Annotated in this window: 12 protein-coding genes and 2 pseudogenes; 3 read left to right on the top strand and 11 right to left on the bottom strand. The window is 60.3% G+C overall.

Annotated features, from left to right (window positions below; translation table 11 throughout):
* The 4 genes and pseudogenes from ACFHWW_RS29370 to ACFHWW_RS29355 all read right to left on the bottom strand — a co-directional run bounded on the left by ACFHWW_RS29370 (nt 1) and on the right by ACFHWW_RS29355 (nt 4,204).
* The gene (locus ACFHWW_RS29370) at nt 1-1,011 is read right to left on the bottom strand and encodes a GH25 family lysozyme (RefSeq protein ID WP_379942710.1); all 1,011 of its coding nucleotides are present in this window, start codon (nt 1,009-1,011) and stop codon (nt 1-3) included.
* 134 nt (nt 1,012-1,145) lie between these two features.
* Nucleotides 1,146-2,276 (bottom strand): extracellular solute-binding protein, encoded by a 1,131-nt coding sequence (locus ACFHWW_RS29365; protein WP_379942708.1) that lies wholly within the window; start codon nt 2,274-2,276, stop codon nt 1,146-1,148.
* Nucleotides 2,273-3,433: a CaiB/BaiF CoA transferase family protein gene (locus ACFHWW_RS29360; RefSeq protein ID WP_379942706.1), complete on the bottom strand. Its 1,161-nt coding sequence runs from the start codon at nt 3,431-3,433 to the stop codon at nt 2,273-2,275. The genes ACFHWW_RS29365 and ACFHWW_RS29360 overlap by 4 nt, the downstream gene beginning before the upstream one ends.
* Before the next feature lie 295 nt (nt 3,434-3,728).
* A pseudogene (locus ACFHWW_RS29355) lies at nt 3,729-4,204 on the bottom strand (SOS response-associated peptidase family protein).
* A 92-nt stretch (nt 4,205-4,296) separates the two neighbouring features.
* On the opposite strand from ACFHWW_RS29355, the gene ACFHWW_RS29350 reads away from it, so the two are divergent.
* Nucleotides 4,297-4,884, top strand: a complete 588-nt coding sequence (locus ACFHWW_RS29350; protein ID WP_379942704.1) for an SOS response-associated peptidase — start codon at nt 4,297-4,299, stop codon at nt 4,882-4,884.
* 126 nt (nt 4,885-5,010) lie between these two features.
* Here ACFHWW_RS29350 and ACFHWW_RS29345 read toward each other — a convergent pair whose 3' ends face one another.
* From ACFHWW_RS29345 to ACFHWW_RS29335, 3 genes are all read right to left on the bottom strand, one after another.
* On the bottom strand, nt 5,011-5,334 hold the full coding sequence (locus ACFHWW_RS29345; RefSeq protein ID WP_379942702.1) for a hypothetical protein: 324 nt from the start codon (nt 5,332-5,334) through the stop codon (nt 5,011-5,013).
* Nucleotides 5,335-5,498: 164 nt separating this feature from the next.
* Entirely contained in the window at nt 5,499-6,743 is a 1,245-nt protein-coding gene (locus ACFHWW_RS29340) for an aminotransferase class I/II-fold pyridoxal phosphate-dependent enzyme (protein WP_379942700.1), read from the bottom strand.
* Between the two features lie 185 nt (nt 6,744-6,928).
* On the bottom strand, nt 6,929-7,678 hold the full coding sequence (locus ACFHWW_RS29335) for a winged-helix domain-containing protein (RefSeq protein WP_379942698.1): 750 nt from the start codon (nt 7,676-7,678) through the stop codon (nt 6,929-6,931).
* Nucleotides 7,679-7,924: 246 nt separating this feature from the next.
* On the opposite strand from ACFHWW_RS29335, the pseudogene ACFHWW_RS29330 reads away from it, so the two are divergent.
* A pseudogene (locus ACFHWW_RS29330) lies at nt 7,925-8,844 on the top strand (nucleotidyltransferase and HEPN domain-containing protein).
* A 149-nt stretch (nt 8,845-8,993) separates the two neighbouring features.
* Complete coding sequence (locus ACFHWW_RS29325; RefSeq protein ID WP_379942696.1) at nt 8,994-9,224, top strand: hypothetical protein; 231 nt, start codon at nt 8,994-8,996, stop codon at nt 9,222-9,224.
* Between the two features lie 79 nt (nt 9,225-9,303).
* Here ACFHWW_RS29325 and ACFHWW_RS29320 read toward each other — a convergent pair whose 3' ends face one another.
* The 4 genes from ACFHWW_RS29320 to ACFHWW_RS29305 are packed head-to-tail and all read right to left on the bottom strand — an operon-like array spanning nt 9,304 to nt 13,866.
* On the bottom strand, nt 9,304-10,002 hold the full coding sequence (locus ACFHWW_RS29320; RefSeq protein ID WP_379942694.1) for a winged-helix domain-containing protein: 699 nt from the start codon (nt 10,000-10,002) through the stop codon (nt 9,304-9,306).
* Between the two features lie 20 nt (nt 10,003-10,022).
* Nucleotides 10,023-10,799, bottom strand: a complete 777-nt coding sequence (locus ACFHWW_RS29315; protein WP_379942692.1) for an SDR family oxidoreductase — start codon at nt 10,797-10,799, stop codon at nt 10,023-10,025.
* A complete protein-coding gene (locus tag ACFHWW_RS29310) occupies nt 10,796-12,508 on the bottom strand; it encodes an acetolactate synthase catalytic subunit (protein WP_379942690.1) in 1,713 nt (570 codons plus the stop codon). The genes ACFHWW_RS29315 and ACFHWW_RS29310 overlap by 4 nt, the downstream gene beginning before the upstream one ends.
* On the bottom strand, nt 12,505-13,866 hold the full coding sequence (locus ACFHWW_RS29305) for an aspartate aminotransferase family protein (protein ID WP_379942688.1): 1,362 nt from the start codon (nt 13,864-13,866) through the stop codon (nt 12,505-12,507). The genes ACFHWW_RS29310 and ACFHWW_RS29305 overlap by 4 nt, the downstream gene beginning before the upstream one ends.
* Nucleotides 13,867-13,963: the final 97 nt, after the last annotated feature.

The raw sequence follows: 13,963 nt of genomic DNA, 5'->3' as shown, positions 1-13,963 counted from the left end.
TCAGCTCGAGCGCGCCGCCACCCAGTTGTGCCAGTCTTCCTCGCTGCCGTTGAAGACGTTGAGGTCGATCCGCCCGTCGACGCCGTGGGACAGGCCCGAGCCCGAATATTGCCAGAAGATCCATTTGCGCCTGGGATAGACCTTGGACGGGTGCGCCGCGACCGAGCGCAGCCAGAAGGGATGATTGGGGAACGCGCCCTGCAGATTGTCGCGGTAGAAGTCCGGCGCGGTATAGATGATCGGACGCTGGCCGTAGTGGCGCTCCAGCTTGTCCATGAAGACCTGCATCTTTTCCCGCACCCGCTCCGGCGACGGACGCCGCTTGCAGCTCGACTCGCCGTTCCACTCGACATCGATGACGGGCGGAAGCGCGCTCGGATCCCGGGGCACGTTGCGGATGAACCAGTCCGCCTGCTCGCCGGCCGTGCGGCACCAATAGAAGAAGTGGTAGGCGCCGCGTTTCAGCCCGGCCTCGTCGGCCCGGCGCCAGTTCTTCTTGAACATGGGATCGAGGTGATCGCCGCCGTCGGTCGCCTTGATATAGGCGAAGTTGGCGCCTTGCGTGCGCAGCTTCGCCCAGTTGATTTCGCCCTGCCAGCGCGAAACGTCGACGCCGTGAACGGCGAGTTTGCGCGGCGACCGGGTACCGAAATTGATCGGATGGGCATCGCGGAAGCTGTGGCTGTAGACGCGTGAGCGGCCGCGCGGCTCGCGCGCGGGATTTTCGGGAGCGAGCATCGCCATGGGTCGCTCGGCCGGAACCGGCATGCCCACCGTCCTTTCCGCCGGCATGAAGGCCTGCGGCTCGGGAACGGTTCCCGCCCAGGCGAGCGCCTCCGGCTGAGGCGCCGCTTGCGCGGCAGCGGCACTGACCTCCGCCGTAGGAACCGGACTTGCCGGACGGACGACGGAGCTCGTCGTCTCGCGCGAGGGCCTGCTCCCCCCGAAGCCGCAGCTCGTTAGAGCCAGGCAGGTTATGACGATCGCTGAGACAGCCGAAAAAGGACGCATGAGGACCCGCACGCAATACAAAAGCCGACGGCAACCGCGCCGTCAGGACCCACTGACGAGACTTGCTAACGGGAAATTACCAAGAAAGATTGAATCCAATCTTTACGCGGGCAGAGTTGGTAGCGATTTCGCCCTCAGCGAAAACTCGCAAGAAACAGCCGGTTGAGGTCTTCGACCACGAGCCTCGGCCTTTCCCTGCTCCGCAGCCCCTCGTTCAGGCGGTCCGAGCCCGCCTGCTGGAAGGTCATGTAGCCGTCGTGGCGTGGCCGCAGCCAGGCGCCTTCGAGCGTCGCCCGCGTCGCGCGGTAAAAATCATGGGTCGCCGCATTGACGGTATCGTCCTGCCAGGCGTCCCCATGGCCGGGCTGGCCGCCGGATGCCGCATAGAGGCCGCGCTGCACGCCGCCGCTTGCAACCCAATAGGCGAAATCGATCGCTTGTTCCGGCGCCTTCGAAAAGGCCGAGACGGCTATGCCCGTCCCGCCGAGCGCCGAGCCGACCGGCCCGACGGCACCGACGGTCGGGAAATCGCCGAAGCGGACGAGCGCCGGGCGAAAGCCGGCAATGGAATAGCTGACATAGCCGTAGATAAGCGGCGCGCAGGCGGCGGGCGAGGCCTCGGCCGCCATGGCCTCGAGCACCGCGATCGGGTCCATCCCGAAGCATGCGGGGTCGATAAGTGCCGAGATTTCCTGCAGCAGCTCGACCGCCATGGCGCCGGTTTCGGCGTCGACGAGATCGCCCTTACCGGCGCTGCGGCAAGGACGGCCGAGATTGCCGCAGAGCGTGTAGAAACTCATCAGCGAATGCGGCGGCCTCAGCGGCAGGAGAACGCCGCCGCTGCGCGCGAGCGCGAGCATATCCCGCCAGGTCTGAAGGCGATCCGTCCGGTCCGGCCGCCAGGCCTGCACCTGGGTCGCCGCGTCGATCGGAAAGGCCCATTGCCGTTCGTTCCACGCGTAGCTCCGATAGGACGGGCCGACGCTTGCCGCCGAGAGCGCCTGCCGCTCCGCCTCGCGGCCCGCCACGTCCAGGGGCAGCAGGCAATTCTCGCCGGTGATCTGCCCCACATGCGGATGGTCGATGACGATCAGGTCATAGTTCCTGGCCAGGGTCTCGACCGGAAAGGTCTCGAAATCCTGCAGCGACCGCTTCTCCCACCGGATCTCGACGCCCGTCTTTTCCTGCCAGGATTGCGAGCAGGCCACCATCGGATCATAGCCGCGCGGGTGGTTCCAGGTCATTCCCTTGAGGACGACGCTCATAGTCCGAACTCCTCCCTGATCGAGCGGCCATGCTCACCGATCCGCGGGGCGGCGCGCTCGACGCGCGGGCGGCGGCCGTTGATCCTGAGCGGCGAGCGCGTGGTGGTGATCGATACGTCGTCTTCGCGCATCACCGTCTGCAGCATGTCGAGCACCTGGAAGCCTTCGCTCTCCAGAAGCTCGTTCCAGTCGAGCACGCGCGCGCACCAGATATCGGCCGGCTCCAGCACCGCCAGCCATTCGTCGACGGTGCTGAGCGCGATGCGGTCAGCAATCCGCGCCTTGATGCGGTCGCGCTCGGTAAACCACGAGGACGGGTCGTCGCGATAGGGGGCGAGTTCGTCGATCTGAAGCAGGTCCGCAAGCTTCGGGATCGGCGTCATGGCGATCGCGAGATAGCCGTCGCTCGCGGCATAAACGCCGTAGGGTGCGGCGAGATAAGCATGGGCGCTCCGGAATGCCGACCGCTTCGGCAGGCGGCCGCCGTCATTGAGATGCGTGGTCAATACCTCGAACTGGAAATCGACAAGCGCCTCGAGGAGGCTCGTTTCGACGAGGCTTCCCTTGCCGGAAATGCCGCGCCGCACCAGCGCCGCGAGAATTCCTTGAGCGGCGGCGGCGCCGGCCAGCATGTCGCCGATCGCGAGCCCAAAGGGAACCGGCCCCTGCCCTTCGTCGCCGTTCAGCCACATGACCCCCGAGCGCGCCTGCGCCAGCAGATCCTGGCCGGGACGCTTCACCCAGGGGCCCTCCTCGCCATAACCGCTGATCGAGGCATAGACGATGCGCGGATTGATGGCCCTGACCGCCTCATAGTCCAGCCCCAGCCTTACGATGACGCCCGGTCGGAAGTTCTGGATCACGACATCGGCATGCGCGAGAAGCCGCTTCAGTGCGGCAAGATCGGCCTCGTTCTTGAGGTCTATCGCAAGGCTTTCCTTGGCGCGGTTGATCGCATGGAAAATGGTCGAGTCGCCGCCGATCTCGGTGTCGCTCAGATAAAGCCGGCGGGAAAGGTCGCCGCCATCCGGCCGCTCGATCTTGATCACCCGCGCGCCGAGATCCATCAGCCGCAGCGAACAATAGGGGCCGGAAAGAAACTGGCTCATGTCGACGACCACCAGGCCGGAAAGCGGCAGTTCGGATTGTGTTGTCATGCGTGGTTACTCTTCCCTCGTGCAGCGGCAACGCGATGCGGATGACTGTCGGACAAAAATAGTGTCTTCTTATTTGAATACTTAATTCAAATATAGGTGTCCTGACAAGCTGCAAAAGGGACGACGTCCGCTGCATGGCGCAGCTGACTGCCGGAATGAAGCAACGACAGGACTGGCGATACCTGAACGGATTGGAGACGCGCTGGCGCCATCGAGAGGCGCTCGGAATGCCGCGCATGCGCATCACGCTACAGGCCTCACCGGCTCTGCGGCATTTCCTGCAACAAGTTTCTGTCTAAGATGGCGTCTGGCCAGAACAAGCCCAATGGGACGCAGACCCGTCCAGCATCGACTGAACCGGAGAGGTTGGATGTCGCAAGACCTGGAAAGTCCCTGCCGGCTGCGGCCGCAGGATTTCGTCTTCGCGGAAAAGTCCGTCGAGCCAGACCACGCGTTGATCGCGGGTGAGTACCCAGCTGGCGGGCATGGTACGGCGCGAGATCGGCATTCGGCTCCATCGTCAGGATGGCATATGTCTCCGCCCAGGCCGGGTCGCCGGCCGCCAAATCCCCGCGAAATAGAACCAGTCACCAATGGTGAGCGAGAAGCTGAAGTTCCTGTGGCGAAACTCGGACGCGGGCACCAGGCAGCGGCGGGCGGGGAACGTCCGGGTCTTCCGATCGGACGACGTTCACGGCGCCCGCCAACGTCGCGCGGACGCAGGCCCCACGGCCGCCCCACCATCTCCACTTCGCCATCATGGCGCCTCATGATGACGCGGCGGGCGTCGGACTGGCACCCTTCGCGCGCGTCATTTACCAGAAACACGATTCCGAGACAATCGGACCTGAGACGGAGGATGCATGTGCAATGATTATCGGCTAATGACGGATGTCGCCTCCATCGTCGAGGGCTTTGCCGAGCTCAAGATCAAGATCCGTTTCGGCGAAGGCACCCCGAATCTCGAAGCCCGTGAGGACATCAAGATCACCGATGTTGGGCCGATCGTCAGGGCCATCGACGGAGTGCCGGATGAGGCCGAGCTCGTACAGCGACGCTGGAGTTGGCCGGGGCCGAACAAGCGGCCGGTGTATAACTTCCGATCAGAGGGACGGGAGTTCAACTCCCGCTGCCTAATTCTTGCCGACGGCTTTTACGAGTTCACCGATCCGAAGGATCCGAGCAAGAAGCGCAAGGACAAGTGGCTGTTCACCAAGAAGGACGAGCCGATCTTCTGCATCGCCGGCATCTGGCGCAACACGCCCGAGGTCGGGCAAGCTTTTACCATGCTGACGATGGCGCCGGGGCCCGACATCGCTACGTACCACGATCGACAGATCGTGATCCTTGAGCGCAATGCATGGACTGACTGGCTGAACCCGAGCGTTTCTGCGAAGTCGCTGATCAAACCCCTTCCGGTAGGCACGCTATCGGTAGAGCACGTTGGCTAGAGTCTGCTCGATTCGCGATGTGTTCACGGACTTCAAATCAGCTTGAGCTTTGTCGCCTGCGCCTGCGTGTCGGCATTCAGCGTCCTGCGAGCATTATTCATGTGGAAGTTCGCGTAGGTCATGTTCTCAATGGTGGTGATTGCTCTGCGTGTCCAACGTTCCTGCCGTTAGTCGTTTGTGGTGAACCTCAGCCGTGGCGAGTTTCTCCCGTTCATGCACTTCATCTTGGCTCGGATGTACACGTCCGACCGCTGCAAATGGTGATTCACCGGCCGTGTACCAAGTGAATTCCTCGGGCTCCAATGCAGCCAACTTCACAATGCTGCCCTCCAATGCCGTTCGTATTCCATAGTAAGAGATGACGTCTGTCGCGACGACCCGCATCAAAATCCCTCTACCGACAGCTCTCACGACGGCCTCGCCATCGATGAACTTGAAGGTCTTTTCCATTCCGTTGTCCACGATTGAGACGCAAAATTCGGCAAACCGTTGGGAGACAGTCTCGACGAGGTTCCTTGAACCGGGGACGGAGACACAGCACTCCGAGAGGTGCTCAGACATGTTCGCTCCTTGTAAGATTCAATGTTGGCGTGGCCTTGGTGCAGCGCACGCTCTTATGTGTTCGTCAGCACGTCTTGGATCGCGGTGCACACCGCCCGGATATCGTCTTCGGAGTGTCCGGCCGTGGGGCAAAGCCGCAACCCTGCCCTTCCCCGTGCAACCGTGGGAAAGAAGATCGCCGACGTATAGAAACCGCGGTCGAGCAAAGCTCTTGCGGCTTCGATGGCCGTCATCTCGTCGCCTATCTCGACCGTTCGTATCGGCAAGGGTGAGCCTTGCTGGTCTGTGGGAACGAGGCTGTCGAACAAGGCGATTCTGCTTCGAAGTCCCTGTTGTAGCTCCGTGAGTTCTTGCGTTAGGTGCAGTTGCTGCGACGCGCGCGCCGCGCCGATTGCCGCGACATTCAGCGACGCCGAAAACGCATGAGCGACCGCGAATCTTCGAAACAGTTCCTCTTGCCGCGCCGTTCCGAGCATGATCAAGCCTCCTGAGGCGCCGAAGCCCTTTCCGAGCGAAGCCGCAATTATCGTTCGATCGCCCAGGTGTCCGCTCATTTGCGATCTGGCAAAGCCTTCCCCGTGCTTGCCGAAAATGGAGACGCCATGTGCGTCATCGATATAGAGGAACAGGCCATAGCGGTCCTGCAGGCTCCTTAGGTCCTCGATGTCGGCGCTTCCGCCCATCGAATAGACGCCGTCGCAAACGAAGGCGACGGATTCGTTCGCGCGGCAGAGCATCTCGAGCGCGTCAAAATCATTGTGAGCAATGGTCTCGACGCGAGTTTCGGCGGCGATGGTTCCCTTGTGAAAGGCAAGCGTTGCGTGGGCGAAGCGATCGAACACCATCAGCGGCTTAACGCCACCCGTGAGATGCCCGGAAGCAATCAGCGGCAACGCGCTCATGTTAGCCGCGAGCACTGTGCTATAAGTAATCACCCGCGCATCGAACAACTCCGACAGCGCCGCCTCCAAGTCACCGAGGATTGAGAAATTGAGACGCGTCCTTGCGCATGACCAATGAAGCGCGCCGTAATCTTTCAGGGCGTCGACGGCACCTGCGACGATCTGCGGATGGTTGTCCAAGCCGAGATAGGAGCAACGCACAAAATCAACGACCCGGCGTCCACGGTCGTGGTTTAGTGCCACGGCACGATCCGCCAAGGGACGCCCGTAAATCGCCATCAAGCCCTGAAAATGCGCGGCATCGAAATGGCTTTGGGCGTACTGGATTAAGCTGGCGGTGTTCCTTTGGGCACCCTTGCCAGAATTACTTCCCTGCCCTGGCGCTTTTTCTTCCATCCGAAAATCTCCCGAGACTTGAGCGGCGAATGTACGGGAGATTTATTTGTTTAGGCGCTAAACTCAACGAAGTATTCGCGAAATATTTTCACCCTGCATTTTGCATTCCGGGTAAAATTACGGTTGAATTTTCCTTTCGCTGCATTTTTGAAAAAAAATATGAGAAGTGTGAAACGTATCCGAGCTCAATCGGAACCATCATCAATGTCGATCGCATAGCCGGTGGCCCGTATTGTGCGAATAAGAGGATGGCCGGTCAGGCGCTCGAGCTCCCGACGCAAGCGACCGACATGCACATCCACAGTGCGCGGCTGCACGTAGCGATTTGATGGCCATGCCGCTTCGATCAGTTCCAGACGGCTTCGCACCCGGCCTGGTGCCTCAAGCAGGCATCGCAGCAGGTTGAATTCGATGGCACCGAATTGAACGTCTTCATCGCCATATCTGACGAGACGGCGCCTAGGCTCGAGTCTTAACGCGCCAAAGGTCTCAGCGACCTCTTCGCTAGGGGGATGTGTCGGCTGCTTATCATTCGCACGATTGTCCGGCAGAGAACCAAGGTAAGCAAGCAGCCTTGCCGGGGAGACCGGGCGCACGAAGTTTTCGTCAACCCCCGCTTTCAACAGTGCCAGATAGTACCGCTCATTGCCCGACGAAACGAGGGCGATAGTCGGGATACGCGAGGTTACGTCGTTAGCCTTTATGGCGGCACATGTTCTCACCGTGAGCTCTGAATCCTCTGCTGAATCCAGGATGATTGCTGTGGCCGGCCTTAGCACAGCCTGATCCACTACCTCTTCTTCGCTCACCAACAACGTCTGAAAGCCTTCCGACGCGAGGATGTGTGCAAGCAGCACGTAAAAGTTTGCATTACCAGAGCAGATCAGGACCAAGTGTTTTGTGTGCTGAGCCTTCGTGCTTTCAAGCTGTCTCATCGCCGTTCTCTTCCCGATGTTTGATGTCACAAAAAATGGAAATAGTATGCCTGACACTCGCGCGTAATCCCTATAATTTCAGTGATATTGTGCAAAATAACGCACCAGCTTGAAAACTTGAGCGGTTTACATCATATTTTGTTGCAACATTTTTGTTGAATTTAGACGTGAGATGGGCACTGTGTAGATGCAGCGAACGGGGTTCGCTATTCATGCATCATGACTTCAGAGAACGCGCCAGAACCGATGAAGACCAGCATTGACCAACTTCCGCTTCGAAAACAGCGCGAACTCGCGCGCATCGTCCAGGTCCTGCACCAGGAATTCGAGGACGCCCTCAAAGAGGGAACGGCCGACTTCAAGAAGCTTGGCCGCATTCTGAAGATCATTCTCTTCGGGTCCTACGCCCGAGGAACATGGGTCGATGAGCCGCACACCAAGAAGGGATACAAATCGGACTACGATCTGCTGATCGTCGTCAACAACAGGAAGCTAGCAGATTTCTCGACCTACTGGCACAAGGCACAGGACCGCCTCATGCATCTACCGGAGATCCAGACGCCGGTAAGCCTCATCGTCCATTCAAGACGTGAAGTGAACACGGCACTCTACGATGGACAGTACTTCTTCGTCGAAATCCGCCGCGACGGAATTCTCCTCTACGAACCCGACGACGAACCACTTGCCGAGCCAAGATCTCGAGGGCCGGCCGACGCCCTGCGAATAGCCGTCGAGTATTTCGAGGACCGTATGCCGCATTCCAGGGTATTCTTAAAGACCGCGGAGTTCTGTCTACCCGAACGCGACTTCAAAGGGGCTGCCTTTCTCCTGCACCAAGCGATCGAGCATGCGTACTCAGCACTCTTGCTTGTCCCGACGAGCTGCAGCCCCGCATCTCACAATATGAGGGATCTGCGCCGCCTCGCCGAGGAACAAGACCAGCGGTTCTCTGAAGTTTGGCCCGCGATCAGCATCAGTATGTAGCGTGGTTCAACATCTTGAATGAGGCTTACGTCAAATCTCGATATTCGAAGCATTATGAAATCAGCGAAGACGCCCTTGTCTGGCTTGTTGAAAGAGCCCGTCAGCTGATCGCGGACGTGGAAGCGATCTGCTTCGAACACTTGGATCGGCTTCGAAAGCAAGCGGGAGATGATCTCGACTGAGTCCGGAGAGGGAACAGTCTTCGCTTACGATAGACACATTTGTCAGGGACGGCACGATGAGAACCGAAATGGTTCTGTGGCTCGCGAAAGCTGAGTTCCAACGTCCGGCAATCCATTGATCCCCTGCGCCGGACAGCAGGAGGTTCAGCGTGTCCAAAATTTTTCGCAATCCGGTCATCGGGGAGGAAAGCCCCCGGAAAGATGGCTTCTGGCAGAAGCACCAACAGGAGGAAATGGTGGAGGCGGCGATCGGCCTCTATGGCAGCGAAGCCGCAACGGCGGCCGCCTATTGCGCGCTCGAGGCCTGGACCGAGCACCGACATAGCGATTACGGCTTCTGGTTTGAGGTATTCCTACGGGTTAGAAACCGCTTCATCTAGCGGTTCATCTGCTCAGATGGTGCGCCTTGCGGCGATCTGTGAGCGAGCAAGGCGCTAGCCGGCGGAAATTGGAAAACGCTCAATTTCCGCGTGGGGCGGTGGGCCTATCGAGCGCATAGCCAATGGACCGTACGGTCCGGATGACATCGGGCCCATATTGGTTCAGCGCGCGCCTGATGTGACCGATATGGATATCGACGGTGCGGGGCTCGACTTCGACCTCAGGCGGCCAGCCTGCGGCGATGAGATCGTCACGACTGTGCACCACATTGGGCATCTTCATGAGATGCAGAAGCAGTCTGAATTGTAGTGCGGAAAGGCTTACGGTGTGTCCGTTTCGCGTAACGCGAACCGTCGTGACATTCATTTCGAAATCCGCGTGCCGAAATATCTGCTCTCGTGAGACGCCAGGGCGGGAGCCGTCGGGCAAGTTCGTTTGAATGCCCTTGAGGAACGCGAGCAGGTGTCGCGGATCGTAAGGACTGCATATGACCACGTCGATCCCAAGACTGCTGAGATCCGCGCTCGATGCATTTGTGAAGACGGCGACTGGCAGGCGTGCGCTGATTGCCTTGATGTGGCCGCAAAGGCCAGGCGCCTCTAGGCGCCGATCGGAACAATCGACTAGGACAGCGAGCGGCCTTTCGGTCTCGATTGTACTAATCAGTTCGCTCGCATCGGAGCAAAGCTGGACAGGAAATCCCTCGGTCTCGAGAATGTACTCGAGCAGAAGAAAGAGCTCCGCATTGCCCGTATAAATCAGCACACCCGCATGCATTCCGCACCCGGTCTCCAACTTCAAAGTGGCGCGTATTCTCCGCCATTGATGTCTATTATCGCGCCATTGATGAAGGCTGCTCCGTCGGAGGTCAGGAAACCGATGGCCGCCGCGACTTCTTCCGGCTCCCCCAGGCGGCCCGCGGGAATGCGGGCAACTGCTGTGCGATTGACCTCGCCGTCACGAGGACCGGCCATCTCGGTGGCAATCCTGCCCGGAGCAACGACATTCACCGTAATTCCTACCGCCGCGTACCGTGGGACCAGTGAGCGGGCGAAGCCCGCAAGTGCGGCTTTCGAGGTAACATAGGCGGTGCCCGCAATTCGGGGCAGCGCACGGCCGGCGATAGACCCGACAAGGACAACGCGGCCAAAACCTTGCGCGCTCATGCCGGGCAACACTGCCTGGCAGCAAAGCATTGTCCCGGTCAGGTTGACGGAAAGAACCGTGTTCCATTCTTGGAGTGTGATCTCTTGGAATGGGGTCGGCCCGTTGAGCCCCTTGGGTGATATGCCGGCATTACAAACGAGAATGTCCGCTCTGCCCCAGCAATCGTCCAATTCCCGAAAGAATGACGTTATCTGCGCCGGCTCACCGAGATCGACAGCGCGCGCGAACACCCGCTCGGAGCCGAAATCCTGACAAAGAGCTTGGGCGGCGCTTTCAACATTGACGAGCTTTTGCCCGAAGAGGGCGACCCGGCATCCACGCTCCAACAAGAGACGGGATGTTGCCAACCCGATACCGGAAGTGCCGCCGGTGACGACGGCAATTCTTGCTTTAGAATCGCGACTCATGCCGCTTCGTCCATCTTTGCGAAGAGTGAGAGGGGGGGATGCGCCGCCGGGTCGGTCATCACTTCGATCAATAGCGGCCCCTGGTCCATGCCACGCTGCAAGTGATAGGCAAGCTCACTCGGGTCTTCCACACGAACCGCTGGGCAGCCGCAGGCTTCCGCCAATTTCGCGTGATCCACCTCGGCAAAGTGGCATGCCGATGTGAAGTTGCCGAACTTCACCGTTTCCGCATCGCGCTGGAAACCAAGGATGCCGTTGTTGAGGACGACGATCGCCAAAGGAAGCTTCATCCGCATCATGGTCTCAAGCTCGGCCCAGCTGTGAGCAAAGCCGCCGTCACCGACAATCGCAAGGACCGGCTTATCCGGTCGCGCAACCTTGGCCCCGATCGCGAGCGGCACCCCCCAACCGAGCCCCGCCAGCCCGCGCGGCGTGATAAAGCGCATTCCGCTCGCTCGCGCTCGGAGTTGGCCCAGGACCCACATAGACGAGTAGCTCGCGTCGGCGACGACCGTTACGTCGCCGGTTAGCAGGTCCTGGAGTTCAGCCATAATCCGTTCTGGGCGTATCGGTCGGGAACGCGATGTCACCACGTCGTGGCGATCAAGCTCGAACCGCTTCCAATTTTGATGGATACATTCCTCCAGTCGCGCGCGATCCCCATGCCGCCGCGTGAGGTCGACGTGGGTGAGCGCCGCTCTCAGGGCGGCAAGCGTTTCCCGGGCATCGCCCACCAGCCGAATGGCTTCGTAGTTGCGTCCGATCTCCACCGGATCGACGTCAATGTGCACGACCGTCGCGCTGGAGGGAATTTGCCGCCAATTGTCGGTGCCGTTCTGGTTGGTACGCGTTCCGATGAGAATGACCAAGTCCGCACTTCCAACCAAAGCGGACGAGTATCGACCGAGCGAGCGCGGCCCGACCAGCGAGCCTAACACTCCGGCCGAAAGCGGATGAAATTCGTCCACCGCCCCCTTCCCCATGTTCGTGGTGAGAATCGGCAGGCACGCTTCCTGCTGGAGCGCAGCAAGTTCTGCCGCGGCGCCGCCGCAATGAACGCCTCCGCCGGCGATAATGATCGGGGCTCGCGCCGCTGCGATCAGAGACGCGACCTCTGCTAGTGCTTCATCCGACGGGCGGACGCGATCCAAGGGCCAGTGGCCTAAGTTCTTTGAACGTACGACCGCCGGAGATTTCGCCTCGGCACGCAGGAGATCGGCTGGAAGCAGCAGAGCGGCTGGGCCGGCACGGCCTGACGACGCGGCCGTAAATGCCGCGTCCACATAGTCGTCGATCCGCTCCGGAACCGTGACACGCCGCACCCATTTAGTGCAGGACTGGAAGAGAGCAATCTGATCAAGGTCCTGAAAGGCATTGCGGTCCATTTGGTCTCGCTCGACATCCTGCACAAGCGCCACGATCGGCACACTAGCCTTCAACGCCTCGGCCAGCGGCGGCACAAGCAAAGTTGCCGCGGGCCCGTTTTGGGCGGCAACCACAGCGACTTTGCCGGAAAGACGGGCGTAGCCGTCCGCCATCGCACCGCCCATGTTCTCCTGCCGGTAGGCGATCTGGCGAATGCCGATCGCTTCCGCTGCAAGGATGACCGCCGATGGCAGGCTTTGGCCAAATATGAATTCCACATCGTGCCGGCGAAGAATCGTCGCGATACGCTGCGCAACGGTTTCGTTTGGGTTCTGTTGCGTCATTGCGCGCACTCCTTTCCGGATTGGATTTCGGCCTGAAGAAATTCGTCAAATGCACTGAGGATAAGGTCGATGTCGCTGTCGACCATTGGCGTCGAAAGGCAGGCGGCGGCTCCATAGGGGAGAAGAATGCCCGCTTCCAGCAAGTAGCGGCTCATTCTTCGCATGAGCGAGGCCTCTTCGGCGCTCAGATAGGCATCGCGATATTCGAGCGGCGCGATACGCTTCGGATGGATGCGGAAGAGCGAGGCGGCGCCGGTAACCGAGAATGGCGCGTCGCGCCTGGCAATCCTTGCCCTCAAACCCGCGCGCAACCTCTCTCCCATCGCTTCGAGGCGATCGAAGGCATCGGGGGTCATCGCCTCCATGGCCGCCCGACCAGCGACCATGGAAATCGGATTTGCAGAAAAAGTGCCGCCCTGCGCCAACAACGGCTTTGCATCTTCTGTACCGAAAACGCGCATCACTTCCTCGCGGCCGCCTATGGCGCCAATCGGAAAGCCGCCTCCGATGATCTTGCCGGCAGTGATCAGGTCGGGCTTCAAACCGTAGCGTGCTGAGGCCCCGGCGTAGCCTTGCCGCAAGTTGAGCACCTCGTCGGCGACGATCAAGATTCCGTACTTGCTCGCTATTTTCGATAAAGCTTCGATGAAGGCGGGCTCCGGATGCAGCAAGCCCGCGCGGCTGGGCATCGGGTCGATCAGTACGCACGCAATGCGCTTGCTACCCGCACTCAGGCGCGCTTCAAGGGCCGCTACGTCGTTGAAGCGCAGAAGATAGACCTCGTCGGAGACGCTCGAGGGAGTGCCGCGATAGGCCGGAGTTGCGACGCAGTTTGGCGCCCAGCCGTCCTCGCCGGGCGAAACGCCCTGCCCCGCCTCTGCCCAGTCGTAGGCGCCGTGATAGGCACCTTCGATCCGTGCGACTGCGGGCCTGCCGGTAAAGGCGCGCGCCGCCTTGATCGCGAACATCACTGCTTCTGTCCCGCTGTTGACGAAGCGGACCCGTTCCATTGCGGGAATGCGGGTCGTCAGAAGTTCCGCGAGCGCGATTTCATGCTCCGTCGGGTTGGCGAAACAGGTTCCCGAGCGCAGCAGGTCGACGACAGCCTCCGAGGCCGGTGCGAAGCCGTGCCCGTGAATGAGCGTGGTAAAATTGTTGTTCAGATCGAGAAGCCGGTTCCCGTCGACATCGACGAGATAAGCCCCCTCGCCGCGCTGGACATAGATCGGAAACGGGTTCCTCTCCACCGTGGCGCGGGTGGTTCCATCCGGGAACACGGCCTTGGCGCGGTTGAATAAATGTTTTGACCGACGACGCGCAGACGCCTGCCGCAGCCTGTTTGTAGCTTGAACGAGCATAGTTCCGGCTTCCTGAGGTGAGAAATCGACCGCTCGCTTTGCACGAGCTTCACAATTTTGTTGCAACAAAAATGCAGCTCGTCAAGTCCATGCAACA

The sequence above is a fragment of the Sinorhizobium sp. P24N7 genome (genome assembly GCF_042436655.1).
In the GTDB taxonomy this organism is placed as follows: Bacteria; Pseudomonadota; Alphaproteobacteria; order Rhizobiales; family Rhizobiaceae; genus Sinorhizobium; species Sinorhizobium meliloti_A.
This window is presented reverse-complemented; position numbering and strand designations above follow the sequence as displayed.

Excerpts from the sequence above, each read along its gene's own strand:
- ACFHWW_RS29370 (WP_379942710.1), bottom strand. The coding sequence starts at position 1,011 with ATGCGTCCTTTTTCGGCTGTCTCAGCGATCGTCATAACCTGCCTGGCT.
- ACFHWW_RS29365 (WP_379942708.1), bottom strand. The coding sequence starts at position 2,276 with ATGAGCGTCGTCCTCAAGGGAATGACCTGGAACCACCCGCGCGGCTAT.
- ACFHWW_RS29360 (WP_379942706.1), bottom strand. The coding sequence starts at position 3,433 with ATGACAACACAATCCGAACTGCCGCTTTCCGGCCTGGTGGTCGTCGAC.
- ACFHWW_RS29350 (WP_379942704.1), top strand. The coding sequence starts at position 4,297 with ATGTGCAATGATTATCGGCTAATGACGGATGTCGCCTCCATCGTCGAG.
- ACFHWW_RS29345 (WP_379942702.1), bottom strand. The coding sequence starts at position 5,334 with ATGGAAAAGACCTTCAAGTTCATCGATGGCGAGGCCGTCGTGAGAGCT.
- ACFHWW_RS29340 (WP_379942700.1), bottom strand. The coding sequence starts at position 6,743 with ATGGAAGAAAAAGCGCCAGGGCAGGGAAGTAATTCTGGCAAGGGTGCC.
- ACFHWW_RS29335 (WP_379942698.1), bottom strand. The coding sequence starts at position 7,678 with ATGAGACAGCTTGAAAGCACGAAGGCTCAGCACACAAAACACTTGGTC.
- ACFHWW_RS29320 (WP_379942694.1), bottom strand. The coding sequence starts at position 10,002 with ATGCATGCGGGTGTGCTGATTTATACGGGCAATGCGGAGCTCTTTCTT.
- ACFHWW_RS29315 (WP_379942692.1), bottom strand. The coding sequence starts at position 10,799 with ATGAGTCGCGATTCTAAAGCAAGAATTGCCGTCGTCACCGGCGGCACT.
- ACFHWW_RS29310 (WP_379942690.1), bottom strand. The coding sequence starts at position 12,508 with ATGACGCAACAGAACCCAAACGAAACCGTTGCGCAGCGTATCGCGACG.
- ACFHWW_RS29305 (WP_379942688.1), bottom strand. The coding sequence starts at position 13,866 with ATGCTCGTTCAAGCTACAAACAGGCTGCGGCAGGCGTCTGCGCGTCGT.